Source organism: Parapusillimonas granuli, assembly GCF_013416525.1.
In the GTDB taxonomy this organism is placed as follows: domain Bacteria; phylum Pseudomonadota; class Gammaproteobacteria; order Burkholderiales; family Burkholderiaceae_B; genus Parapusillimonas; species Parapusillimonas granuli.
In genome coordinates this window covers 144,789-168,010 of the sequence record NZ_JACCEM010000004.1, presented here as the reverse complement: position 1 = coordinate 168,010, position 23,222 = coordinate 144,789, and the positions used below count along the sequence as shown (strand labels likewise).

At 64.8% G+C, this 23,222-nt stretch carries 20 protein-coding genes and 1 pseudogene; 13 read left to right on the top strand and 8 right to left on the bottom strand.

Annotated features, from left to right (window positions below; translation table 11 throughout):
• Positions 1-61 precede the first annotated feature (61 nt).
• Entirely contained in the window at positions 62-649 is a 588-nt protein-coding gene (locus H0A72_RS08435) for a peroxidase-related enzyme (RefSeq protein WP_180154634.1), read from the bottom strand.
• 98 nt (positions 650-747) lie between these two features.
• On the opposite strand from H0A72_RS08435, the gene H0A72_RS08430 reads away from it, so the two are divergent.
• Entirely contained in the window at positions 748-1,362 is a 615-nt protein-coding gene (locus tag H0A72_RS08430; protein ID WP_180154633.1) for an ABC transporter ATP-binding protein, read from the top strand.
• 47 nt (positions 1,363-1,409) lie between these two features.
• Here the strand turns inward: H0A72_RS08430 and H0A72_RS08425 are convergent, their stop codons facing one another.
• Genes H0A72_RS08425 through H0A72_RS08415 form a run of 3 tightly spaced genes read right to left on the bottom strand, consistent with a single transcriptional unit; the run spans position 1,410 to position 4,608 of the window.
• Positions 1,410-2,417 (bottom strand): Bug family tripartite tricarboxylate transporter substrate binding protein, encoded by a 1,008-nt coding sequence (locus H0A72_RS08425; RefSeq protein ID WP_180154632.1) that lies wholly within the window; start codon positions 2,415-2,417, stop codon positions 1,410-1,412.
• A 55-nt stretch (positions 2,418-2,472) separates the two neighbouring features.
• Positions 2,473-3,399 (bottom strand): hydroxymethylglutaryl-CoA lyase, encoded by a 927-nt coding sequence (locus H0A72_RS08420; RefSeq protein WP_180154631.1) that lies wholly within the window; start codon positions 3,397-3,399, stop codon positions 2,473-2,475.
• Positions 3,400-3,411: 12 nt separating this feature from the next.
• Positions 3,412-4,608: a CaiB/BaiF CoA transferase family protein gene (locus H0A72_RS08415; RefSeq protein WP_180154630.1), complete on the bottom strand. Its 1,197-nt coding sequence runs from the start codon at positions 4,606-4,608 to the stop codon at positions 3,412-3,414.
• A gap of 171 nt (positions 4,609-4,779) precedes the next feature.
• Here H0A72_RS08415 and prpR point away from each other — a divergent pair, with 171 nt between their 5' ends.
• On the top strand, positions 4,780-6,705 hold the full coding sequence (prpR, locus tag H0A72_RS08410) for a propionate catabolism operon regulatory protein PrpR (protein WP_180154629.1): 1,926 nt from the start codon (positions 4,780-4,782) through the stop codon (positions 6,703-6,705).
• A gap of 81 nt (positions 6,706-6,786) precedes the next feature.
• On the opposite strand, the gene H0A72_RS08405 is transcribed toward prpR, so the two are convergent.
• Positions 6,787-7,701: a LysR family transcriptional regulator gene (locus H0A72_RS08405; protein WP_180154628.1), complete on the bottom strand. Its 915-nt coding sequence runs from the start codon at positions 7,699-7,701 to the stop codon at positions 6,787-6,789.
• Between the two features lie 109 nt (positions 7,702-7,810).
• On the opposite strand from H0A72_RS08405, the gene H0A72_RS08400 reads away from it, so the two are divergent.
• The 5 genes from H0A72_RS08400 (at position 7,811) to H0A72_RS08380 (ending at position 12,979) form a co-directional block, all read left to right on the top strand.
• Complete coding sequence (locus tag H0A72_RS08400; RefSeq protein ID WP_180154627.1) at positions 7,811-8,962, top strand: iron-containing alcohol dehydrogenase family protein; 1,152 nt, start codon at positions 7,811-7,813, stop codon at positions 8,960-8,962.
• Positions 8,963-8,982: 20 nt separating this feature from the next.
• Complete coding sequence (locus H0A72_RS08395) at positions 8,983-9,858, top strand: TauD/TfdA dioxygenase family protein (RefSeq protein WP_180154626.1); 876 nt, start codon at positions 8,983-8,985, stop codon at positions 9,856-9,858.
• A gap of 118 nt (positions 9,859-9,976) precedes the next feature.
• Positions 9,977-10,957 (top strand): Bug family tripartite tricarboxylate transporter substrate binding protein, encoded by a 981-nt coding sequence (locus tag H0A72_RS08390; protein WP_180154625.1) that lies wholly within the window; start codon positions 9,977-9,979, stop codon positions 10,955-10,957.
• Positions 10,958-10,975: 18 nt separating this feature from the next.
• Positions 10,976-12,160 (top strand): alpha-hydroxy acid oxidase, encoded by a 1,185-nt coding sequence (locus H0A72_RS08385; RefSeq protein WP_180154624.1) that lies wholly within the window; start codon positions 10,976-10,978, stop codon positions 12,158-12,160.
• A gap of 42 nt (positions 12,161-12,202) precedes the next feature.
• On the top strand, positions 12,203-12,979 hold the full coding sequence (locus tag H0A72_RS08380) for a fumarylacetoacetate hydrolase family protein (protein ID WP_180154623.1): 777 nt from the start codon (positions 12,203-12,205) through the stop codon (positions 12,977-12,979).
• Positions 12,980-12,981: 2 nt separating this feature from the next.
• On the opposite strand, the gene H0A72_RS08375 is transcribed toward H0A72_RS08380, so the two are convergent.
• Positions 12,982-14,067, bottom strand: a complete 1,086-nt coding sequence (locus H0A72_RS08375; protein WP_180154622.1) for an NADH:flavin oxidoreductase/NADH oxidase — start codon at positions 14,065-14,067, stop codon at positions 12,982-12,984.
• Positions 14,068-14,318: 251 nt separating this feature from the next.
• Here H0A72_RS08375 and H0A72_RS08370 point away from each other — a divergent pair, with 251 nt between their 5' ends.
• The 6 genes from H0A72_RS08370 to meaB are packed head-to-tail and all read left to right on the top strand — an operon-like array spanning position 14,319 to position 21,335.
• Positions 14,319-15,299: a tripartite tricarboxylate transporter substrate binding protein gene (locus H0A72_RS08370; RefSeq protein ID WP_180154621.1), complete on the top strand. Its 981-nt coding sequence runs from the start codon at positions 14,319-14,321 to the stop codon at positions 15,297-15,299.
• Between the two features lies 1 nt (position 15,300).
• Positions 15,301-17,085: a methylmalonyl-CoA mutase family protein gene (locus tag H0A72_RS08365; protein WP_180154620.1), complete on the top strand. Its 1,785-nt coding sequence runs from the start codon at positions 15,301-15,303 to the stop codon at positions 17,083-17,085.
• 10 nt (positions 17,086-17,095) lie between these two features.
• Complete coding sequence (locus H0A72_RS08360) at positions 17,096-17,506, top strand: cobalamin B12-binding domain-containing protein (protein ID WP_180154619.1); 411 nt, start codon at positions 17,096-17,098, stop codon at positions 17,504-17,506.
• Positions 17,503-19,062 (top strand): class I adenylate-forming enzyme family protein, encoded by a 1,560-nt coding sequence (locus H0A72_RS08355; RefSeq protein ID WP_180154618.1) that lies wholly within the window; start codon positions 17,503-17,505, stop codon positions 19,060-19,062. Before H0A72_RS08360 ends, H0A72_RS08355 begins: the two co-directional genes overlap by 4 nt.
• Positions 19,055-20,251, top strand: a complete 1,197-nt coding sequence (locus tag H0A72_RS08350; RefSeq protein WP_180154617.1) for a thiolase family protein — start codon at positions 19,055-19,057, stop codon at positions 20,249-20,251. The genes H0A72_RS08355 and H0A72_RS08350 overlap by 8 nt, the downstream gene beginning before the upstream one ends.
• A 4-nt stretch (positions 20,252-20,255) precedes the next feature.
• A complete protein-coding gene (meaB, locus tag H0A72_RS08345) occupies positions 20,256-21,335 on the top strand; it encodes a methylmalonyl Co-A mutase-associated GTPase MeaB (RefSeq protein ID WP_180154616.1) in 1,080 nt (359 codons plus the stop codon).
• 31 nt (positions 21,336-21,366) lie between these two features.
• Here the strand turns inward: meaB and H0A72_RS08340 are convergent.
• Both H0A72_RS08340 and pdxR read right to left on the bottom strand, forming a co-directional pair.
• Positions 21,367-21,624: pseudogene (locus H0A72_RS08340) on the bottom strand (LysR substrate-binding domain-containing protein); the annotation flags it as partial.
• An 11-nt stretch (positions 21,625-21,635) separates the two neighbouring features.
• Positions 21,636-23,135: a MocR-like pyridoxine biosynthesis transcription factor PdxR gene (gene pdxR / locus H0A72_RS08335; RefSeq protein ID WP_180154615.1), complete on the bottom strand. Its 1,500-nt coding sequence runs from the start codon at positions 23,133-23,135 to the stop codon at positions 21,636-21,638.
• Positions 23,136-23,222: the final 87 nt, after the last annotated feature.

Sequence of the window (23,222 nt, the reverse complement as noted above, 5' to 3'; positions counted from 1 at the left end):
TTGAGTGCGGTGTATCCCGGTCATTGCCGGGCCAGATTTTCACTATGGCTTTCCAGGATCTTCATCGGCCCAGCGAATAGAACTCCGCATTAGGACGCATATTGGACACATTCGCGAGGCGATTCGACATGCCGAAAAACGCCGCAATGCCGGCCATGTCCCAGATGTCTTCTTCGGTAAAGCCATGCGCCTGCAGTATTTCGAAGTCGGGTTCGCCGACCAGGTGGGCGGCTTGCGCGACCTTCATGGCGAAATCCAGCATCGCCTTCTGGCGGTCGGTGACGTCGGCTTTACGGTAGTTGCTCGCAATCTGATCGGCGATGAGCGGGTTCTTCGCGCGGATGCGCAGGATGGCGCCATGCGCAATAACGCAATACTGGCACTGATTGGCGCTGCTCGTTGCCACGACGATCATTTCCCGCTCGGCCTTGGTCAGATTGCCGGGCTTTTCCATCAGCGCGTCGTGATAAGCGAAGAAGGCTCGGAACTCATCGGGCCGGTGAGCGAGCGTCAGGAAAACATTGGGAATGAATCCGGATTTTTCCTGAACCGCGAGGATCCGTTCGCGGATGTCGTCGGGCATGTCATTCAGATCGGGAACCGGGAAACGGCTGACTGCCGCCTGGCTTATCGGGTCGGCTCGGGTCATGTTTTCTCCTTGGGAGTTTGAAGCTGGGCTCGCATGGGCCGATATTAGACGGATTGCCCCGGAAAATCATTGCAGCCAGGCAAGGTACACTTCAGAACATGCTACGCATCGACAACCTCAGCAAGCGCTATGGCGACCACTTCGTATTCCAGGGGCTGACTCATGCCTTCCAGCCTGGGTGCGTGGCGCTATGCGAAGAAGACGGCACGGGCAAATCCAGCCTGCTCGGCATCATCGCAGGCGCCATCGCGCCGGACGAGGGAGAAGCCTGGATAGACGGGCATTCACTGATCCGGACACCAAAACAGGCCAAGGCCCGCATGGCTTATGTGCCCGACGATTGCCTGCTGTTTCCCATGCTGACGGGGCGGGGCTTGCTGGAGCAAGCCGCCTTGGAGAAGAACGCGGAGCTCGGCGATGCCGCGTTCGGCCTGGCAGATGAGCTCGGGCTGGAGCCGCATCTGGACAAGCGCTTCGAGCAAATGTCGACGGGCACGCGCCGCAAGTTCTTCCTGGCGGCCGCCGCCATTGGCGCCCCCGCCGTCGTCATCGCAGACGGCCCCAGCAATGGGCTGGACGCGTCCGCCCGCGCCGTGCTGGCCGAACGATTCAAGGCCTGGTCCCGGGACCGCGTCGTGCTGTTTGCCAGCCACGACGCGGAATTGCTGCGGGCCTGCGGAGCCAGAGCGATCAGGGTGGCGGCGCTGCGCTAGAGCCAGTGCCGCCTGCCTTTTGGCATTGACGGGCCTCCGGCGAGGCGTCAGTCGGCCTGAATATTCGCCGCTTTCACGATATCGGCGTATTTGGCCAGGTCGCTCGCGATCTGGCGGCGAAACTCATCCGGCGCATTGCCCGAGGCGGTGATGCCCAGGCCCGCCAGGCGCTCCTTGGTCTCGGGCGTATGCACGATGGCATGGATTTCGTGTTGCAGCTTGTTCACGATATCGTCCGGCGTACCCGCGGGCGCCAGGATGCCGATCCAGGAATTGGACACGAACCCCGGCACGCCCGATTCCGCCACGGTGGGTACATCGGGCAGCGAGGCCAGCCGCGCCTCGGTGCTGACCGCGATGGCCTTGATCTGCCCCCGCTGCACATACGGATAGGCGCCCGCCACCGCCGTGTACAGCATCGGCAGCGTGCCGCCCACCACGTCGGCCATCGCCTGGCCGCCGCCCTTGTACGGTATGTGCACGAAGCGGGCGCCGGTTTGCCGGCTCAGCAGTTCGCCGGCCAGATGCGGCGTGCTGCCCACGCCGGCGCTGCCATACGACACGCCATTGGGCTCCTTCTTGGAATAGGCGATCAGTTCCTGCAGCGTGTTGGCCGGTAGGGCCGGATTGGCCACGATGATCAGCGCGGCATCGCCGATCTTGCTGACCGGCGCCAAGTCTTTCAAGGTGTCGAACGGTATGTTGCGATGCACGTGCGGGTTGACGACCAGTGTGCCGTCGAAGCCCACCACCAGCGTGTAGCCGTCCGGCTCGGCCTGCGCCGCCATATGCGTGCCGATGTTGCCCGAGGCGCCCGGCTTGTTGTCCACGATCACCTGCTTGCCCAGGCGCTGTCCGAGCTTGTCGGCTACCAGGCGCGCGCCGGTGTCGGTGACGCCGCCGGGCGCGAACGGCACGATCAAGCGGATGGGCCGGGATGGATATTGCTGCGCCGTCTCGCGGGCATCGGCGGCCGGCCCCGCCAGGGCCAGCACGGCGCATAGAGGGGCCAGTGCGGTGCGCAGCAGGCCCGAGTATCGGAAGGGGTTGTGCATGGGGTGTCTCCTTGGTGTTGTTGTACGGAATCTGGCGTGTGGCGGATGCCGCCGCTCAGGAAGATGCCGGCACGGCATCGTGGCCGGCGTAGCGGCGGCGCAGCCAAGCCATGCTGCGTCCGCCCAGTTCGCGGCCCAGCTGGGCCTGGGCGAATGTCACGGCCTTCAACAGGCCGGACAGGGATATGCCGGTGTGCAGGCCGCTGCCCTCGGCCATCAGCACCAGGTCTTCGGTAGCGGCGTTGCCGGCCGCGCCGGGCGCGAACGGGCAGCCGCCGATGCCGCCCACGCTGGCGTCCAGGCGCCGTATGCCGGCCTGAATGGCGGCCCAGGCATTGGCCACGGCCATGCCGCGGGTGTCGTGGAAATGCGCGGCCAGCGTGGCCACCGGCAGCTCGCCCGCCAGGGCATCGAACCGCGTCTTGACCGTGCCCGGCGAAGCCGAGCCGATGGTGTCGGCGATCACGATTTCGTCGGCCCCGGCGCGCGCCATGCGGATGGCCAGGCGCAGCACGGTATTCAGCGGCGTAGGCCCCTCGAACGGGCAATCGAACGCCACGGCCACGTAAGCGCGCGTGCGTAGCTGCAGCGCGCGCGCCGCCTGCAGCGTGTCCTCGCAGACCGCCGTGGCGCGCGCCAGATCCATGTTGATGTTCTTTTGGTTCATGGTTTCGGTGGCGGACAGCACCACGGCCACTTCGCGCACGCCGGCCGCATGCGCCCGTTCCAGCCCCTTCTGATTGGGCACCAGGGCCGAGGTCCGCAGCTCGGGCAGCCGGCGGCCGACTGCGGCCATCAATTCGGCCGCATCGGCCATCTGCGGCACCGCCTTGGGCGACACGAAGCTGCAGGCTTCGATGCTGGGCACGCCGGCGGCATGCAGCAGCCGGATCAGCTCCAGCTTGGCCTCGGTGGGAACGAAAGTGGGCTGATTCTGCAGGCCGTCGCGCGGGGCCACGTCGGTGATGATCAGAGTGTCCATGGAATGCCCCGCTCAGACGATGGCGCCGGCGCTGCGCAGCGCCGCCAGCCGTTCGTCGTCGTAGCCGGGCAGGGCGCCCAGCACGCTGTCGGTGTGTTCCCCCAGTTCCGGCGGGCTGCTGTATTGGCACTGCTTGGCCGCCGACAGCTTGATCGGGTTGCCCGGCATCTGCACGCTGCCGCCCGACTTCAATGGCACTTCCACGACCATGTCGCGCGCGCGTACTTGCGTGTCGTTCAGGGCCTGCCGGAAATTATTGACCGGGCCGCATGGAATGCGCGCCGCCGACAGTTTTTCCAGCCACTCGGCGGTGGGGCGCTTACGCAGTTCGGCGCTCACGATGGCGTCGATCTCGGCCTTGGCGGCGTAGCGGCCGGGCTGCAGGTCGTATTCGGGCTTGCGCAGGACGGGCAGGTCGATGCAATCGAGGAACCGCTTCCAGAAGGCGTCGCCGATGCAAGCCACGATGATGTGGCCGTCGGCGGTGGGGTAGCTATTGTAGGGGACGTGCACGAAATGGCTGTTGCCGATGCCCTCGGGCACGATGCCCGACATCAGGTGCATGGTGGCCATGTAGTTCAGCAGCGAGATTTGCGTGTCCAGCATCGATACGTCCACATGCTGGCCCTGGCCGGTGCGTTCGCGTTCGGCCAGCGCGGCCAGAACGCCCATGGCGCCGAACAGCCCGCCGCCCAGATCGCCGATGGGAATGCCGCTGCGGGTCGGCCCGGTTTCCGGCGTGCCCGTGATCGACATGCCGCCCCCCATCGCCTGTACGACCTGGTCGAATGCGGGCCGTTGCATATCGGGTCCGGTGCTGCCGAAGCCCGTTACCGAGCAGGTGATGATGCGTGGATTCACGGCGGACAGCGCTGCGTGGTCGATGCCCAGCCGCTGGGTCACCCCTACGCTGAAATTGTCGAACACCACGTCGGCGCAGCGCACGAGATCCTTGAATACGGCCAGGCCGGCCGGGCTTTTCAGGTCGATGCAGACGCTGTGCTTGTTGCGGTTCAAGGTCAGGTAGTAGGCGCCCATGCCGTCCCGGGAATAGTGGGGGTCGTGCTCCAGGAGGCGGCGGGTTCCCTCGCCGCCGCCCGGTGGTTCGACTTTGATGGTGCGTGCGCCCAGGTCGGCCAGCAGCATGGTGCCGTAGGGCCCGGAAAGCATGTGGGTCAGGTCCAGTACGGTAATGTGTTCGAGCGCCAAATCGGGTCTCCTGCAATGAAGCGCGTTGCGTGTTGCGGATATACAAGCAAGCTTTGTGCCAATTTTTTTGGACGCGTACCTCGCTGAATTTTCATGGTTTTATTTTCAGCTGGCCTTTTTATATGTCTCATGAGACATTATCGAGACATTTAAATGAAACAATGAGACGCAATGAGCTATCCTGATCCAGGCGCCGAACTCCCGCGCCTGTGTTTTTTGAGCTATCGCCAGATCCGGGAGTTCGCCGTGCCCGTCATCGCCGAGTACACCGGCCGCGCGCAGATCGAAGTGGTCGACGGCACCTTCGGCGGCGCCCTGGCCATCGCGCGGGATCGAGTGGAACGCGGGCTGGCGGACGCTTTCGTCAGCGCCGGCTCCAATGCGAGCATCCTGCGCGCCGGGCTGCAGGCGCCCGTCGCCACCATCCAATTGACCGGCTTCGACATCCTGCAGGCCTTGATCCGGGCCCGCAGCATCGCCGACCGCGTCGGTGTCGTGATGTACGGCCAACCCATCCCCGAACTCGACGCGGTCAAGGATCTGCTGAGCATCGAGATCGTGCAGCACGCCTACCAGACGCCGGACGACGCGCGGCAGCGATTCGAGCAATTGCGCCGCGAGGGCTTCCGGGTCATTGTGGGGTCGAGCCTGGTGGTGGAATTCGCCGAGCAGGCGGGCCTGCAAGGCCTGCTGGCCTACTCGCTGGCCAGTGTGCGGAAGGGATTCGAAGACGCCCTGGAACTCGCCCGCGTCGCGCGCCTGGAGGCGGGCCGTTACGAGCAATTGAACGGCGTGCTGCATAGCCTGCAGGACGCCGTGCTGGCCGTCGACCGGAACCATCGCATCATTGCGGTCAACCCGCCCATGCAAAAGCTGCTGGAACGGGACGCGGGGGCGCTTGTCGGCCGGCCGCTGGATCTTCTTCCGCCGGAATTGTCGCTGCGCGCCACGCTGGATGCGGGCCACCAGGAAAGCGCCGGCCTTCTGCGCCTGGGCGGAAGCGACTGGATCGCCAACCGCACGGCCATCCGCGAGCGCGGCGCCATCGTGGGGGCCGCCCTGACGTTGTACGAGGCCGGCCGCATCCATGAGGCCGACACCAGCCTGCGGGTGCAGCAGCGGCGCCGGCAGAACACCGCCAGGCACAGGTTCGGCGAACTCATCGGCCAAAGCCCGGGCTTCATCAGGGCGATGCAGACGGCACGCCGCTATGCGCATACCGACATGACCGTGCTGATCTCGGGCGAGAGCGGCGTGGGCAAGGAATTGTTCGCTCAAGCCATACACAATGAAAGCCGGCGCGCCGATCGGCCGTTCGTGGCGGTGAACTGCGCTTCATTTCCCGAAACGCTGCTGGAAAGCGAACTGTTCGGCTACGAGGAAGGCGCTTTTACGGGCTCGCGGCGCGGCGGCAAGCGCGGACTGTTCGAAGCGGCCCATACCGGCACGCTGTTCCTCGACGAGATCGGCGACATGCCCTTGGCGCTGCAGAGCCATTTGCTGCGCGTGCTGCAGGAGCGCGAAGTGACCCGCCTGGGCGCCACGGCGGCGATCCCGGTGGACGTGCGCGTCATTGCCGCCACTCATCAGCCCCTGAGGGACATGGTGGCGCAGCGCCGCTTCCGCCAGGACCTTTATTACCGCATCAATACCCTGCAGCTGGAAATTCCGGCGCTGCGCGAGCGGCCGGAAGACATCCCGTCCCTGCTGCGGATGCGGGTGGCGCGCGCCATGGAACAGCTCGGATCGCGGCTGGACGCCGCCGACCTGCTGGCGCCCTGGCTGCCGCGCATGCAGTCCTACGCATGGCCTGGCAATGTACGTGAACTGGAGAACATCAGCGAACGCATCGCGGTGTTCCTGATGCAGTACGCGCGGCCCGAGGACGTGGACTACGGCGCGCTGCGGCACGATTGCCCGGAGCTGTTCGAGGGCGGTGCCGAACCGGGCCCGGGCGATGCCCGGACACCGCGCGAACGCGCACTGGAAGCCTTGCGGATCAGCGGCGGCAATCGCCGGGAAGCCGCGCGCCGACTGGGCGTCAGCCGCTCGACCTTGTGGCGCTGGGCCAACTCGCCGGAGCCGCCTTCATTTTGACTGCTGGCCACGGCAAGGTCTGCTCGTCGTTGAACCAGGCGCACATGGCGGCTCGGTCTTCGAGTCATACCGAAGCGGGCCTCAGCGATCGGAGCGGGTCCACTCCATATCCCGGAACCAGGTCCGCAAGTGCTCCACGAGCAAGCGTACTTTATAGGGGAGGTAGCGCTTGCTCTGGACGACGGCGTAGATATCCAGCCCCTCGCACCGATAGTCCGGCAGCACCACGCGCAGCACGCCTGCGCGTATGAAGTCCTCGACCATGTACGAGGGGTGCATGGAAATGCCGTGGTTGCGCCGCGCCAGGTGCAATAAAGATTCGCCCAGGTTCGAATTGAGCGATCCCGAGACGTGAACGGTATGCGGAACGCCCAGGCCGTCCGTGAGCCGCCAGCAGCCGGTGGGCGCCTTGAGGCTGTGTATCAGGCAGTTGTGCATTTTCAGGTCGTCGGGCGCCTCCGGCCAGCCGTGTTTGTCGAGATACGCTTGCGTGGCGACCATCACCTGCGGCACCACCGCAATCTTGTAGGCGACCTGATTGGTGTCTTTCAGGCGCGGCGCGATCCGTACCGACAAGTCCAGGTTTTCCGCGATCAGGTCGCTGCGGCCATCGTCGATCAGCAGGGAAATCTGGACGTCCGGATAGGTTTCGATGAACGCTTGAATGGCCGGCGCCAGATGGACGCCGCCGAAGGAAGGAGGCGAGCCCACGCGGATACGGCCGGTCGGGCGTTGCACCGGGCTGCATACCAGGTCCTTCAGGTCATTGACGGCGTTCGACAATGTGTCGGCATTGCGCAGCAGAATCTCGCCGCTTTCCGTCAGGCTGACGCGCTTGGTATTGCGATGCAAAAGCTGCGTCTCGAAGGTCTGTTCCAGCCAGCTGATCTTCTTGGTGACGGCGGAACGGCTGATACCTAGCCGTTCCGCCGCCTTGGAAAAACTCAACCCTTTGGCGACTTCTACAAAGACCTCGATGCACTCGATTGTGTTCATGGCGGAGCCGCTGACGTTTCCAAAATAGAAAAAATGAATTCTCCGCCCTATGGTATTACAGCGCGTGACGCGTTGCTAGAATGAATTTCCTTTAATACAGATCAACTTCATGGCGGCCTCTTTTGATTATTGCCTGTTCGGCGCGCACGTCAGGTTCGGCGCAGGATGCGCCTTCGATCTGCCTGGCGAAATACGCGCCCTGGGGTGCCGCCGGCCAGCGATCCTGATGCAGCAGCGCATGGCCGAGACCCGCGGCTGGTCCTTGTTGCGGGACCGCTTGAGGGAATTCGAAACCTTGGTGTTCAGCGCCATTCCCGCGCATGGCAGCGTGGAGCTGATCGAATCCATCGCGGCCCAGGCAAGCGCATTCGGGTGCGACAGCATTGTGGCCATTGGCGGCGGCAGCGTATCCGATTCCGCCAAGGCATTGGCCATGCTGCTCTCGGAAGGGGGCAGGCTTGCCGACCACGCGACCCGGTTCACGCCGCCGTCGACGCTGGAAATCCCGCTGCGCACCCGGCCGAAGCCGCCGATCATTGCACTGCCCGCTACGGCATCCGGCGCGGAGCTCACCCCGTCCTTCGGCATACGTGAAGACGGCCACAAGCTTTTGTTCTGGAACAGGAATCTTTCCAGCAGGACCGTACTCATCGATCCGGCATTGAGCCGTGATGTTCCGCTCGGCCTGCTGCGCGAGACGGGCATGAATGGATTGGCGCACTGCCTGGAGGGCCTGTATTCGCGCAATAGGTCGATAGTGGCCGACGGCATCGCCCTGCAGTCCCTGCGGCTGTTCGCCGAGGGGTTTGCCGACGGCTCGCTGGACGAGGACGGCCAGCGGGAGCGCATCGTGCTGGCCGGCCACTTGTCGGGCATGGTGCTGTCCATGGCGCGAAGCTGCCTGCATCATGCCATATGCCACGTGATCGGCGCGCGCCATGGCGTCAGGCATGGCGCCGCCAACACCGTCATCCTGCCGTTCGCGCTCCGATTCAATGAACAGGCGGCCGGCGCGCTGCTGGCGCCGGCGCTGGCGGTGCTGAACCAGGTTTCGGGCACCCGGCACGAGAGCGTGGCCGACTGGGTGAAGGCTGCGGCCCTGCGGCTCGGCCTGCCCGCATCGCTTTCCGAACTCGGAATCACCGAAGCCGACTTGCCTGCGATTGCCGAACAGACCATGGGTGAACGGGGCCTTGCCCTGAACCCGCGCGCTGTGAAGGGCTCGCAGGACGTCCTGTCCATTCTGAGGCAGGCGCTGTAACGATCCCAATGGAGAACCGCATGAGAATCGAACCGAATGGCGCGGGGCTGGGCGCCACCATCCACGATATCGACTTGTCGCAAGCACTGAGCGATCCGGACTACAAAGCCATCGAGCAGGCGCTGGGGCGCCACGGGGTGGTGAGCTTTCCGGGTCAACGGCTGACATCGGCGCAGCTGCGCGACTATTCCGCGCACTTTGGCAAGCTGGAGATCAATGTCGCCAACATCTTCCACGACGCCGACTTCCCCGAGGTCATGATTCTTTCCAACATAAAGGAAAACGGCCAGCCGATCGGGCTGAGCGATGCCGGTCAGGACTGGCACACCGACATGTCCTATAGCAAGACCATTGCCTTCAGCAACGTGCTCTATGGCATCAAGATTCCGTATCGCAATGGCGAACCGCTGGGCAACACCGAATTCTGCGACATGCATGCCGCCTACGACGACCTTCCGGAAGACCTGAAGCAAGAGCTGGACGGCATGACGATTACGCACGACTTCAACAAGTTCTGGGAAATGATGCGCCGCGAGAAAGGCAGCACGCGTCCGCCGCTGACCGAAAAGCAGCGCCAGCAGAAGCCTCCGGTGTCGCACCCTGTTTTTCTCGTCCACCCCATTACCGGGAAGAAGGTGCTGTATGCCAATCCCGGATATTCCATGCGCATCAACGAGTTGCCGGAAGAGCGCAGCGAGGCGGTGCTGAAATTCTTGTTCGAACACCAGGTGCAGGACAAATACCGCTACCGCCACCGCTGGAAGGAAGGCGACGTGCTGATGTGGGACAACATGGGCACGATACACAACGCGGTCGCGGATTACACGCCCGAAGAGCACCGGCTGATCAAACGCTGCCAGGTGATGGCGGACAAATATTTTCCCGAGCTGTATTGAAGAAGCAGCCGAAGAAGCAGTCGCGCGAAGCAGTAGCGTGTAACGGTCGCGCGAAACCGCCGCGCCATCCGGTGGTGCGTTCCGCCGGATGGCATAACAACTAGGAAGGAGACATTCCATGAAACTATTCAAAGCCCTCGCCATTGCCGCCGCAGCGGCAGCCTGTTTTTCAGCCGGAACGGTTCAGGCGGCGTCGGATTATCCGAACCATCCCATACGCATGGTGATCGGCTACTCCGCCGGCGGCCCGACCGATGTCATCGCCCGGGTCGTGGCCAAGCACATGAGCGACAACCTGGGCCAGTCGGTGGTCGTGGAAAACAAGCCCGGCGCCAGCGCCCACATTGCCGCCCATGACGTCATGAACGCGGAGCCCGACGGCTACAAGGTCCTGGTGACGTCGCTGACGCTGACCGTAAACCCGCTGCTCCATCCCGACCGCTACAAGTACGATGCGGTCAAGGCCTTCGAGCCCGTCAGCAACTTCGCCAACCTGCCGCTGGTCGTCGTGACCAACTACGATTCGCCCTACAAGGACCTGCAGGCCCTGATCGCCGACGCCAAAGCGAACCCGGGACAACTCACTTTCGGATCGTCGGGTTTTGGCGGTTCGGCGCACCTGGCGGCTGAAATGCTGTCCGCCAAGGCCGGCCTCAAAATGACCCACATTCCCTACAAGGGCAACGGGCCCGCCTTGCAGGAAATGATCGCTGGCCGCATTTCATTCATGTTCTACCCCAGCATCGGCATCGCCAATTACCTCGCCGACAAGAAGCTTCGTGTGCTGGCCGTCGGCACCAAGGAGCCGAGCCCCGACTTTCCGGGGGTGCCCACCCTGGAAAGCATGGGCTTGACCGGCTTCGAGGAAGGCGCGCCCTGGGTGGGCATGGTGGCGCCCGCCGGCACGCCCAAAGAGATCGTGGCGAAGCTGAATGCGTCCGTGAAGAAAGCGCTGTCCCTGCCGGAGGTGCGCCAGCAATTGAAAAGCCTGGGCGCGCAAGTCATAGGCGATTCGCCCGAGGAATTCCGCAAGTTCCTCATCGCCGACAAGGAGCGCTGGACGACCGTCATCACGCAAGGCAACATCAAGCCCGAATAACGCTGGAAGCGACGATACATGCGGCCAACCCTGGAAGAATGTTATTCGATCGAGCGCCTGCGCGCGGCGGCGCGTTCCCGGCTGCCGCGCGCCGTGTTCGACTTCTATGATGGCGGCGCTGAGGACGAAATCACGCTGAGCGCCAATTGCGAGGCCTTCCGCCGCGTGCGGCTGCTGCCGCGCGTGCTGAACGATGTGTCCCGTGTGGATCTCTCGACCGAGCTGTTTCAGCGCGGCATGGGCCTGCCGATCGCCATCGCGCCCACGGGCGCGGTGGGCTTCGGCCGGCGGGGGGGCGATATTGCGCTCGCCCGCGCCGCCGCCCTGCGCGGCATCCCCTATACCCTGTCGACATCGGCGACCGCGTCGATCGAAGAGATCGCCGACCAGGCCCCGGGACGGCTCTGGTTCCAGGCCTACATCCTGCAGGACAAGGACCGTTTGCACGATCTCATCGACCGGGCGCGGGCGGCCGGCTACGAGGGCCTGGTCATCACCGTGGACTTGCCGGTCGGCGGCAAGCGGGAACGAGACCTTGCGCACGGGCTCGGTTTTCCCATGAAACTGACTCGCCGGAATATCGGCCAGTTCGTGCGCAAACCCTTCTGGTCCCTGGATATGCTGCTGCGCAAGCCGCCCATCATGCCCAGCCTGCAAGGGCTCAAGGCCCTGCAGGCCGACCGGGCCGGAATGACCGGCGTCGCGGGCAAGAATTACGATCCCTCTTTCGATCTGGACGCCCTGCGCGCGCTGCGCGACCGCTGGCCCGGTAAGCTGATCGTCAAGGGGGTCGTGAATCCGCTCGATGTCGATCCCATACTCGCTGTCGGGGCCGATGCGCTGGTGGTGTCCAACCATGGCGGGCGCCAGCTCGACAGCGGCCTGGCCACCTTGGACGCCTTGCCGGGCATACTTCATGCGGTCGATGGGCGGGTGCCGGTGCTGCTCGATGGCGGCATCCGCCGCGGCGGCGATATATTCAAGGCGCTGGCCCTGGGGGCTTCCGCCGTTCTGACGGGCAGGGCGACCTTGTTCGGCGTGCTGGCCGGTGGATACGAAGGCGCGAATCGGGCCCTGGCGATATTGAGCGACGAACTGCAGCGCAGCATGCAGCTGTGCGGCGTCTCGACGGTGGCCGGCATAGACGCGTCGGTGCTGGTACAGGCACAAGGGCCGGTGCCGGCTGACCAGCGGATCGGGTAATGATCTACCCGCCCTCACGGCGGCATTTGAAGGAAACCAGAAATGAGATGGATACGCTACACCCTTAACGGCGAGACCGGCTACGGCATGCTCGACGACAATGACCGCGTCACCGCGGTGCGCGGCGACCCTTTCGGCGGGTACGACACCACCGCGACCCGGCTGGACCTGGCCGACGTGAAGCTGGAAGTGCCGGTCGTGCCGCCCACTTTCTATTGTGTGGGGCTCAACTACGTCAAGCATATCGGCACCGAGGGCTTGGCCATTCCCAAGAAGCCGGATGTCGGCTACCGTGCCAACAATGCCTTGATCGCGCATGGGGAAGACGTGATCATGCCCGCCGATGCGAATCGCGTGCACTACGAAGGGGAGCTCGTCGTGGTGATCGGCAAAAAGGCCAAGCATGTCGATATCGGCGAAGCCGCCCAGTGCATTCTCGGCTATACCATCGGCAACGACGTCAGCGAGCGCAATTGGCAGGCATCGGACCGCACGTTCTGGCGTTCAAAGAACACGGACACCTTCAAACCCATGGGGCCCTGGATCGCCGCCGGCATCGACCTGCCGGCCATGGAGACGGCCGTGAGCGTGAACGGCCGGGAAACGACACGCTTCCGGACGGGCGAAATGCTGTTTGGCATTGAGGAGTTCATCAGCGCCATGAGCCGCTATATCACGCTTTACCCGGGCGACATCCTTTGGATGGGAACCGATGGCAGCTCGCCCGACCTGCGTCACGGCGACCGCGTCGACGTGACGCTGACCGGCCTGGGCACATTGAGCAACCGCTTCGTCAAAGCCGGCGAACCGCGCGGCTGAAATCAGCGCTTCGCTTGCGGATTGACCGCCCGTTCGTACTGGACCGGCCAGTGCGACGACGCGCCTTCGAGCTCCGCTTGCGCTCGCAGGGGCCAGTAGGGGTCGACGAGCAGCTGCCGCGCAAGCAGCACCATGTCGGCCTGCCCTTGGGCCAGGATGTCCTCTGCCTGCCTCGCTTGCGTGATAAGCCCGACGGCGGCCGTCGGGATGCCCGCCTGCGCCCGTATGGCTGCCGCGAACGGCACTTGAAAGCCGGGCGTCTGCGGGCCTCGTGAATCCGGCACGATGGACCCGCTAGAGCAATCTATCAGGTCTACGCCCAGGGGGCGCAGGATTTTCGCCAATTGAATGGACTGGCCGAGATCCCAGCCCCCGTCGACCCAATCCGTGACCGACAGCCGTACGAAAAGCGGCAAGTGCTCCGGCCACTCCGAGCGCACCGCCCGGACGATTTCCACGGCGAATCGAATCCGGTTCTCGAAACCGCCCCCATAGTGATCCTCACGCTGGTTGGTCAAGGGCGACAGGAACTCATGCGCCAGGTATCCGTGTCCCATGTGCAGCTCAAGGACCTGAAAACCCGCGGCTTGCGCAAGCCGCGCCGAGGCGCGGAAAGAATCGATCACCCGCTCGATGTCGGACGGCGGCATTTCACGCGGCAAGGGATAAGCAGGCTGGAACCGCAGCGCGCTGGGCGCCATGGTTTCCCAGCCGCCATCCGCCACGGACACCTCGGCGCGGCCGACCCATGGAACCTGGGTGGAACCCTTACGCCCCGCATGCGCGAGCTGGATTCCGGCGACCGCTCCCTGGGCCTGCACGAAGTCGGCAATGGGACGCAGGGCTTCGGCCTGGCGTTGATTCCACAAACCCAGATCGGCGGGACTGATGCGGCCTTCCGGACTGACCGCGGCCGCCTCGAACAGAACCAGACCCGCTCCGCCTACGGCGCGGCTGCCCAAGTGCACCATATGCCAGGCGTTGGGCAAGCCATCCACGCTCGAGTATTGGCACATCGGGGCGACGCCGATGCGGTTGCGGAAGGTGACATGGCGGCAGTCGAACGGCGAAAAGAGATTCGAGGTCATGAGGCAAACAGGAAGGAACTTGCGCATGGACGGGAACGGCCGGTGGTACGGCCCGGAAAACCGTCGCTGAGAGTATAGGGTGCGCATCCCCGCGTTTCCAGGCCGCAGTATTTCCCGGCGAGAAATTCTTAATTCTCCGCGGCACCCTCGTCACCTTGATCTGGATCGAGAATAATGACGTCTCGTGAGTTTCTTGAAAAGCTCATGAAAGATGCGAAATACGGAAAAAGAGAGGGGTGGAGATGACAAACATGCTTGGCCGCCGAGGCCTCATCGTTGGCACACTTTTCGCTGCAAGCCTGTTGGCGCAGCCCGCTGCTCAGGCGCAATCCGCCGCCGACTCTTATCCGTCGAAACCGATAAGAATCATCGTTCCGTTCGCGGCCGGCGGGTCCGTGGACGCGATCGCCCGTGTCCTGGCGGAACGGATGCAGGCCCACTGGGGCCAGCCGGTATTGGTCGAATCCAGGCCGGGCGCGTCCACGCAGATCGGCACCGCGGTCCTGGCGTCGTCGCCTCCCGACGGCTATACGGTGATGATTGCGGTCAGCAACCACACGACCAATCCCATCCTTCGAAAGGAATTGCCGTATGACACCCTCAAGGACTTCCAGCCGATAGGGTTGATTGCGCGCACGCCCATCGTCGCTTATGCCAACCCCAAGTTTCCGCCCAACGATCTGAAGGAACTGAAGGAGTTTTCGAAGACCCATCCCGAGCCGATCAATTTCGGCTCCGCCGGCGCAGGCTCCATGACCCACTTGACCGCCGAGCTGTTCAAGCTGGATTCCAAGATCGACATGCAGCATATCGTCTATAAAGGCGGCACCCCCGCTCTGATGGACGTCATTGCCGGGCACATCCCCATGACTTTCGCCACCGTGGGGCAGGCCTTGCAGAACTACAGGGCCGGGCAGGTCAAGCCGCTGGGAATTTCTTCGGAGCGGCGCTATGCCTCCGTTCCCGACATACCCACTTTCAAAGAGCAGGGCTTCGATGTCGTCACGACAGAATGGTTCGGCATGTTGGCGCCGGCCGGAACGCCTCGCCCCATCGTCGATAAATTGAATGGCGAGATCCGCCGCATCATCGCGCTGCCGGGACTGGGCGACAGGCTCACCGCCATCGAGCTCGTCAGTTCCACGCCCGAAGAACTGGGCGATTTCATCAAATCCGAAATGGACAAGCTGTCGCCGGTAGTCCGGCAGATCGGCCTGGCCGGGAGCCAATAGCATGCACATCATCGACGAGCGAGGCGGTGTGGCGCCGGCGGTTGCGGACTCGGGCGAGGCCGTCGATCCGTACGAAGGGAAGCGCGTGAACGACGGCGGCCTTCCCCAGACCGAGGCGCAAAGCGCCGCACTGTCCGACGCCGCAAAGACCTGGCGGGAACGGCACTACGACGCCGAAGTGCAGGAAAAAGGAGAGCGGCGCGCCTTCCTTACCGACACCGGCATCGAGGTCCGCCCCCTCTATACGCCTCTGGATGTGCAAGAGGGCGGCCGCTCTTACCTCGAGGACATCGGCTTTCCCGGCCAGTATCCATTCACCCGCGGCGACCGGGCCGGCATGTTCCGGACGGAATCCTTCGTGGTGTCGGCCTACTCGGGGTTCGGCGAGGCGCAGGACTGCAACCAGCGCTTCCGGACGCTGGTCGACTGGGGGGCGGAGCAGCTGCTGGTGGCGCTGGATCTCCCGACCCAGTGCGGCTACGATTCGGACCACGAAATGTCCACCGGCGAGGTCGGCCAGGTGGGCGTGGCCATCGACACCATGGCGGATATGGAAGCCCTGTTCGACGGCCTCGACATCACGCGGATCAAGCGCATCGGCACGCTCGGCAATTCGATCGGCCCCATCGTGCTCGCCATGTTCGCGGTGCTCGGCGAACGCCGCGGCCTGGACTGGAGCCAATACACCGTCAATCTGCAAAACGATCCGCTCAAGGAATACATCGCGCGGGGAACGCAGATTCTTCCGGCGGAAGCCGCCGCGCGGCTGGCGACGGACTGTGTCGCGTGGTGCGCGGACCATGCCCCTCATTGGTCGCCGATGACGGTATGCGTCAATCACATCAATGCGGGCGGAGCGGGCTCCAGCAGGGCGGCCGCCATCGCCCTGTCGAACGCCATGCACTACATCGGCCTGCTGCTGGAAAAAGGCTACGGCATCGACCAGGTCGCGCCCTTGCTCCACATGTTTCCCGATGAGCGGCACGATTTCTTCGTATCGGTCGCCAACCTGCGGGCGCTGCGCCGCACTTGGGCGCGCTTGATGAAGGAACGCTACGGCGCCACCCGTCCGGACGCCATGGCGCTGCGCATGACCGTCTACGGCCACGGCCAGGAAACCTTGCAGGAGCCGCTCAACAACATCGTGCGCATCGGCTTCGGCACGCTTGCGTATGTATTGGGCGGCGCGTCGTATATCTATATCGCCTCCTACGATGAAGCGGTTTCCACGCCCACCGAGGAATCGGTCAAGGTGGCCCTGCGCACTCAGCAGATCCTCGCCCATGAACATGGCTTCACCGACACCATCGATCCGCTGGGCGGCTCTTATTTCGTGGAAACGCTCACCAATCAGGTCGAAGAACAGATACGGGGCGCGCTGCGGGAAATCGAAGACGCGGGCGGCGCCCAGGCGGTCATCAGCACCGGCCTGGGCAGGCGGTGGATGACCGAAGGAGCGGTCCGCCGCCAGCGGGCGCTGGATAGCGGCAGCCGTCCATGGATCACGGTCAACAAATGGCCGCAACGGCCCAATGTGCCGAATACCGCGTTCCGCATCGACGCCCGGACCGTGCAGAAACAGATGCAGCGCGTCGCCCGGGTCAAGGCCGCGCGGGACCCGGCGCGAGTCGAGGCGGCGCTCGCCGCAATCGACGAAGCTTGCCGGACCGGCGCGAACATGGTGCCTCCCACGATCGAAGCGGTCAAGGCGCTTGCCACGGTGGGTGAAATCTGCGAACGATGGAAGAGCCACTTCGGTGTGTTCCAGCCATCCACCGATTTTTAAGGATAGCCGCATGGCCGCATCGGAAAGAAAAGTCCGCGTATTGGTCGCCAAGGTAGGGCTGGACGGCCACGACGTCGGCGCTCGCGTCATCGCGCGCGGCCTGCTGGACGCCGGAATGGAAGTGATATACACCGGCTTGCGCCGCACGCCGGAGCAGGTGGTGCGGGCGGCGCTGGAAGAAGACGTCGACGTGATCGGCATCAGCATTCTTTCGGGCGCCCACTTGACCCTGCTGCCCAGGCTGAGGCAATTGCTGAGCGAGGCGGGCGCGCAGGACATCGGCCTGATCGCCGGGGGCGTCATCCCCCAAGAAGACATCGGCCCGTTGAAGGAAGCGGGCGTGAACGAGATCTTCCTGTCGGGAACGCCGGTGCCGGAGGTCGTTCATTACATCAAGGAGCGCTATGGTGACCGGACATGAATGATTCAGCTTCTTTGAGCGCAATCATCGGCAAGGCCGCCCGCCATTTTTCCGGACGGGAATGCCTTACGTATGGCCAGCGGCGCTGGACCTTCGCCGAATTCAATGCGCAGGCCTGCGCCATTGCAGCCGGCCTGGCCGCCCGCCTGGAGCGCGGCAGCCGCGTCTGCCTGTTCATGTCGAATCGGCCGGAATACGTGCTGCTGCAATTCGCGCTCGAACAGGCCGGCCTGGTGCGGGTGCCGCTGAACATGCGCTTCACGGCCAGGGAAGTGGGAACCGTCCTCGAAGATTGCGGCGCGTCCGCCGTCTTCTTCGACAGCGCGACGTCCGATCGCGCGGCGGCACTCGCCTCCGAAATGCCCGGGCTCTGGTGGTGCCAGGTCGACGGCTGCGACGCGACGGGCGGGCCCGCGTGGCCCGCCGTGGCCCGTACCGAGGGGCGGGTTGCCGATCTCTCCCGGCCCGACGACCTGTGCACGATCAACTACACGTCCGGCACCTCGGGAAAGCCCAAGGGAGTGATGCTGACGCGCCGCAACTGGTCGGCGGTATATCGCAACATGCTGATCGACCGGGATATGCGCCACGACGATGTGGTGGCGCATATCGGGCCCCTGACGCACGCGAGCGGCACGTATTTCGTTCCCTGGTATCTGCGCGGCGCGCGCAACGTGATCATCGAAGGCGGTTCGGTCGAAGGCCTGCTGGAAACGATCCAGCGCGAACGGGTCACGGTCTTCACCTGCGTGCCGACCGTGCTGACGCGCATCGTCAATCATCCGGACATCGACCGCTACGATCTGACGAGCTTGCGCGCCATCGGCTACGGCGCCGAGCCGATTTCCCACAACACGCTCAGCAAGGCGCTCGATCGTTTCGGGCCTATCCTCACCCAGAATTACGGCCTGACGGAAGCCATGATGACCGTCGCGACCCTGGGGCCGGCGGATCACTTCCTGCCGGACCAGGAAGGAAAGAGAGGAACGCAGCGCGTCGGCTGCATCGGCAAGCCCTACACCTTCGTCGAAGTGGTGCTGCGGAACGAGGATGGCGTACCGGTGCCGGTTGGCGAGGTCGGCGAGATCACCATCCGTTCGGAACACGTCATGCAGGGCTATTGGAACCGTCCCGACGAAACGGCCAGGGCGTTGCGCGACGGCTGGCTGTGGTCGGGGGATCTGGCTTACTGCGACGGCCAGGGTTTCATCACGATCTCCGGCCGCAGCAAGGACATGCTGATCAGCGGCGGCTTCAACATCTACCCCGCCGAGGTGGAGGCCGTGCTGACCAGCCACCCCCGCGTCCTCGAAGCCGCCGTCCTCGGCATTCCCGATCCGGACTGGGGGGAAGCGGCGGTCGCCTTCATCGCCCCGGTCGCCAACGAGACGCTCACCGCCGGGCAGTTGGCCGACTACTGCAAATCCTTGCTGGGCTTCAAAACGCCCCGCCATTTCCACTTTGTCGACGCCATTCCGAAGAACGCGAATGGCAAGATCGACAGGCCCAAGCTGAAAGCGGAAGCCTTGAACCTGGGGAAGACCGCGCATGTCTGACGCCGATGTCGTTGTCGTTTCAGTGGCAAGAACGCCGTTCGGCCGCTTCGAGGGGGCGCTGCGGGACCTGGACGGCCCCGCCCTCGGGGCGCTGGCCATCGATGCCGGCATCGCCCGGTCGGGAATCGCCGCGAGTGCCGTCGACGCTCTGTATGGCGGCGTCGGCATGATCGCATCCGCCATGCTGACCCCGGTGCGCCAGGCCGTGCTCAGCTCTTCGCTGCCGGAGACGACGCCGTCGGCGACCATCGACCGTGCGTGCTGCTCGGGCATGACGGCGATCGGCATGGGGTTCAGGGATATCCGGCTGGGCGAGGCGTCGGTGGTGGTGTGCGGCGGATTCGAATCCCTCAGCCGCACTCCGCTGCTGTGGCCGCGGCAGCGCGCTCGGCGCCTGGGGGACGTCTGCGTCGAAGACCCGCTGTTGATTCGCGGGCGGGTGGTGGAGCAGCCGATCGCCGTTTATACCGGTGAAGAATCGATCCGGCGCGGCGTGGGCCGCGCGGCGCAGGATGCGTGGGCGCTGGAAAGCCAGCAACGCTATGCGCGTGCGCAAGCCGATGGCTATTTCGACTTCGAGCGGTTCGCGGTCGAAGTGCCGGGTCCCAAGGGGACGTCCAGATGGGTGACGGCCGACGAGTCGCCGCGCCCGGACACCTCGCTCGAAGACTTGGCGAAGCTCAAGCCGGTTTATGGGGGCAAGACGGTAACGGCGGGCAATGCGCCGGGCCTGAACGACGGCGCGGCCTTCCTGGTTCTTTGCCGGCGCGATTTCGCCCGCGCCAACGGGCTGGAAGCGCTGGCGCGTATCGTCGATTATGCGCAGGTGAGCGGCGCGCCCACCTCCGGCACGTCCACGCCGGCCACCGCAATCGCCCGCCTGGCCGACCGCGCCGGCATGGACGCCTGCGGGTGGGACATCATCGAAATCAACGAAGCCTATGCCGCGACACCGCTCGTCAGCACGCTCGCATTGGCCGGCGGCGACGCCGCGGTGGCCGGGCGGCTGCGCTCGCGCACCAACATGCACGGCGGCGCGGTCGCGCTCGGCCATCCGCTGGGCGCCAGCGGCGCGCGGATCGTGATGACCCTCATCAATGGGCTGCGCCGCCGCGGAGGAGGCCGCGGCGTAGCCGCAATCTGCGGCGGCTTCGGCCAGGGCGACGCCATGTCGATCACGGTGGAATGAATCCATGCTGGACGTCAAATTCAATATACGGCAGGTGGCGCGCACGCTCAGCCTGGTCGAGAACAGGCGCCCGGAGTCGCACGCCATCCTGCGCGCAGCCTACAAGGCGGGAAGGCACGTACCGGTTATCGGCGTCACCGGTCCGCCGGGCGCCGGCAAGTCCACGCTGCTCGACCGCCTGGCGCTGCATTGGGCGGAGCAGGGCGAGCAAGTGGCGGTGATCGCCATCGACCCTTCCAGCCCCTACACCGGAGGCGCCGTGCTCGGCGACCGTTTTCGCATGGACCGGGCCTCCGCGCATCCGCGCGTGTTCGTGCGCAGCTTGTCATCGCGCGGGCACGTCGGCGGGCTGAGCCGGGCGGTGCAGGATGTCGTCGTCGTGATGGCGGCGCAAGGCTTTGAACGCATCCTCGTCGAAACCGTCGGCAGCGGGCAGGCCGACGTCGAAGTGGCGACACTGGCCGATTGCGTCATCGTCGTGTCGGTTCCCGGCCTGGGGGACCAGATCCAGGCCGGCAAGGCCGGCATCCTGGAAATCGGCGACGTCTATGCCGTCAATAAATCCGATCTGCCCGGGGCCGGCACCTTTGCCGCTTTCCTCGAAGCGAACCTCGATCTGATCTATCCGGGCCGGCCCGGCGTCAATCAGGGCGGTCAGCGGGCGGGGCAGGAGCGGGCGTATGCGAACGCGGTTCTGCACCGGCGCCATGGCAACGCCGGCACGGACGAATCATTCTGGCGGCCCCCGGTGGTCAGCGTCTGCGCGCTCCAGGGCGACAGCACCGAGGCGCTATGCCGCGTGGTGGAAGGCTTCCTCAGCTGGCAGCGCGCCACCGGCCGCGACGGCAGCCGGCGCGCCGAACGCTTCCAGGATCACATTCGCCGGCTGGCATCCGGACGCCTGCTCGCGCAGCCGCTGCCCGCAGGCGCGGGCCCCTCGCTGCCGCAATTGGCGGACGCGGTCGCGCAAGGGGAAATGACGCCGTGGGAAGCCGCCGAAATTTTCCTCGACGCCCTGTCCGAGGCCTGGCTGCGGCGCGAAGGCACGGTTGCGGATCCCGTGGCGCGCTCCGCGGAGGATTGAGGCGCGGCGCTTGCGAGCCGTATCCGTCCCGTTATCGCTTCGACAGCGCGGTCGAGCCCTCGCTGTAGCGAAGCGCATCGACCACCAGCGAGAACGCGGGCGATGGTTGCCGGCGGCTGGGGTGGTACAGGAAGTACCCGGAGAAAGGCTCGCACCAGTCCTGCAGTACGCGCACGAGGCGGCCTTCCTCGATGTGCGGCGCGAACACCTCCTCGGGCAGGGTGGCAATGCCCGGCCCCGCGAGCGCAGCATCCACCATGTTCGGTGTCGTGTTGAAGACGAGTTGCCCGCGGTCCTGACTCAACGAGCCGCCGCGGTTTTGCGATTCAATGCGCGCAAGACGCTCGCCAGCTTCTTTACTGCGACTTCCATCTCCCCCGGCGTATGGGCGGCAAAGCCCATCAGGAATCCGGCCTTGTGCTGCTGCGAAGCATGCAGGGACGTCAACCCCAGCAGGTCGATGCCCGCTCTTCCCGCGGCTGCTACGGCTTCGGATTCCGGAATCCCCTGGACGAGGAGGCAAGGCATCTGCATGCCGCCGGCAGGCACCCAGGGCTCCAGAAATTCCGAAAGGTGCTTGCGAACAAGCGTCGCCAGCGCGTCCCGCCGCTCGGCATAGACGGTACGCATGGTCCGCACATGAGCCCCGAAATGCCCTCCCTCGATGAAGCGCGCCAGCGTCAGTTGGGGAATAGAGGCGCTATGCCCGTCCAGCAGCGTGCGTGCCACCGTCATGGGCTGTACAAGCTGGGACGGCAGAACCATATAGCCGATGCGCAGGCCGGGAAACAATGACTTGGTGAATGTGCCGATATAGATCGTGCGTTCATGCGGGTCCAGCCCTTGCACGCAAGCCGTGGGTTTTCCAGCGTAGTGGAACTCGCTGTCGTAATCGTCTTCGATGATCCAGGCCTGTTCCCGCTGCGCCCACTCGATGGCGGCCAGGCGCCGATCCAGCGCAAGCGTTGTGCCGGTCGGAAACTGGTGCGAGGGGGTCAGGAACACGGCTCTGGCGGCCTGCCCTGTGCGCAGGCGTTCAACCTGCATGCCATCGGCATCCAAAGGCACAGGGACGCATGTGAGGCCTGCCGCATCGAACGCCTTGCGTGCGCCATGATAGACGGGGTCCTCGATGAAGATGCGCTCGCCGGCATCGAGCAGCACATTGGCGCACAAGGTCAATGCCTGTTGAGAGCTGGTGAGGACCAGCACGCGGTCGGGCGTGGCGCGTGCGCCGCGTTCGAGATTGACGTAATCGGCAATGGCCCGGCGTAGCTGCTCCATGCCTTGAGGCGGGCTGTGCAGCAGCGCCTGAGTTCCGTACTCCTTGAACACCTGTCGTTGCAGCCGCTCCCAGGTATGCAGCGGGAAGTTGCGGGTTTCAGGCACACCGGGCGCAAAGGCGCGGGGCGCGAGGAAGTCGCGCACGCCGCCTCCCGTCAGCATCGCATTGCCACGCCGGCTCAGACGGAGTTCCGGCTTTCGCGCGGCAGATCGCCGCACCAGACCGCGCCCGGGCAGGCGCCGCACTTGTCCAGACACAAAGCTGCCGCTTCCGACACGCCGTTCGATGAATCCCTCTGCGTGCAACTGGCTATAGGCCGCCTCCACTGTGTCGCGGGAAACGCCCAGCGACCGGGCCAAGGTGCGCGAAGGCGGCAAGGGGCGGCCCACATCGAGCGCCCCGTCGAGTATCAGTTGCCGCACCGCGCGCTGGATGCGCACGTGCAGGGACAAAGCGCCATGGGCGGGGTCTCCCATCCAGGCTTTGATGGTTTCAAATTGAGCGTGCTTGAACAATTGGCCGGTATGTCTTATGAAAATTGGTGGGGTCAATCAATCCAATAAAGACGTATAAATCAGATACCAAACCTGGTCAATCCTTTT

What these genes read in the sequence shown, in the direction of transcription:
- H0A72_RS08435 (WP_180154634.1), bottom strand. Translation starts at nt 649, where the DNA reads ATGACCCGAGCCGACCCGATAAGCCAGGCGGCAGTCAGCCGTTTCCCG.
- H0A72_RS08360 (WP_180154619.1), top strand. Translation starts at nt 17,096, where the DNA reads ATGGCCGCATCGGAAAGAAAAGTCCGCGTATTGGTCGCCAAGGTAGGG.
- H0A72_RS08355 (WP_180154618.1), top strand. Translation starts at nt 17,503, where the DNA reads ATGAATGATTCAGCTTCTTTGAGCGCAATCATCGGCAAGGCCGCCCGC.
- H0A72_RS08400 (WP_180154627.1), top strand. Translation starts at nt 7,811, where the DNA reads ATGGCGGCCTCTTTTGATTATTGCCTGTTCGGCGCGCACGTCAGGTTC.
- H0A72_RS08385 (WP_180154624.1), top strand. Translation starts at nt 10,976, where the DNA reads ATGCGGCCAACCCTGGAAGAATGTTATTCGATCGAGCGCCTGCGCGCG.
- H0A72_RS08350 (WP_180154617.1), top strand. Translation starts at nt 19,055, where the DNA reads ATGTCTGACGCCGATGTCGTTGTCGTTTCAGTGGCAAGAACGCCGTTC.
- H0A72_RS08430 (WP_180154633.1), top strand. Translation starts at nt 748, where the DNA reads ATGCTACGCATCGACAACCTCAGCAAGCGCTATGGCGACCACTTCGTA.
- prpR (WP_180154629.1), top strand. Translation starts at nt 4,780, where the DNA reads ATGAGCTATCCTGATCCAGGCGCCGAACTCCCGCGCCTGTGTTTTTTG.
- H0A72_RS08375 (WP_180154622.1), bottom strand. Translation starts at nt 14,067, where the DNA reads ATGACCTCGAATCTCTTTTCGCCGTTCGACTGCCGCCATGTCACCTTC.
- H0A72_RS08390 (WP_180154625.1), top strand. Translation starts at nt 9,977, where the DNA reads ATGAAACTATTCAAAGCCCTCGCCATTGCCGCCGCAGCGGCAGCCTGT.
- H0A72_RS08405 (WP_180154628.1), bottom strand. Translation starts at nt 7,701, where the DNA reads ATGAACACAATCGAGTGCATCGAGGTCTTTGTAGAAGTCGCCAAAGGG.
- H0A72_RS08365 (WP_180154620.1), top strand. Translation starts at nt 15,301, where the DNA reads ATGCACATCATCGACGAGCGAGGCGGTGTGGCGCCGGCGGTTGCGGAC.
- meaB (WP_180154616.1), top strand. Translation starts at nt 20,256, where the DNA reads ATGCTGGACGTCAAATTCAATATACGGCAGGTGGCGCGCACGCTCAGC.
- H0A72_RS08425 (WP_180154632.1), bottom strand. Translation starts at nt 2,417, where the DNA reads ATGCACAACCCCTTCCGATACTCGGGCCTGCTGCGCACCGCACTGGCC.
- H0A72_RS08420 (WP_180154631.1), bottom strand. Translation starts at nt 3,399, where the DNA reads ATGGACACTCTGATCATCACCGACGTGGCCCCGCGCGACGGCCTGCAG.
- H0A72_RS08380 (WP_180154623.1), top strand. Translation starts at nt 12,203, where the DNA reads ATGAGATGGATACGCTACACCCTTAACGGCGAGACCGGCTACGGCATG.
- H0A72_RS08370 (WP_180154621.1), top strand. Translation starts at nt 14,319, where the DNA reads ATGCTTGGCCGCCGAGGCCTCATCGTTGGCACACTTTTCGCTGCAAGC.
- H0A72_RS08395 (WP_180154626.1), top strand. Translation starts at nt 8,983, where the DNA reads ATGAGAATCGAACCGAATGGCGCGGGGCTGGGCGCCACCATCCACGAT.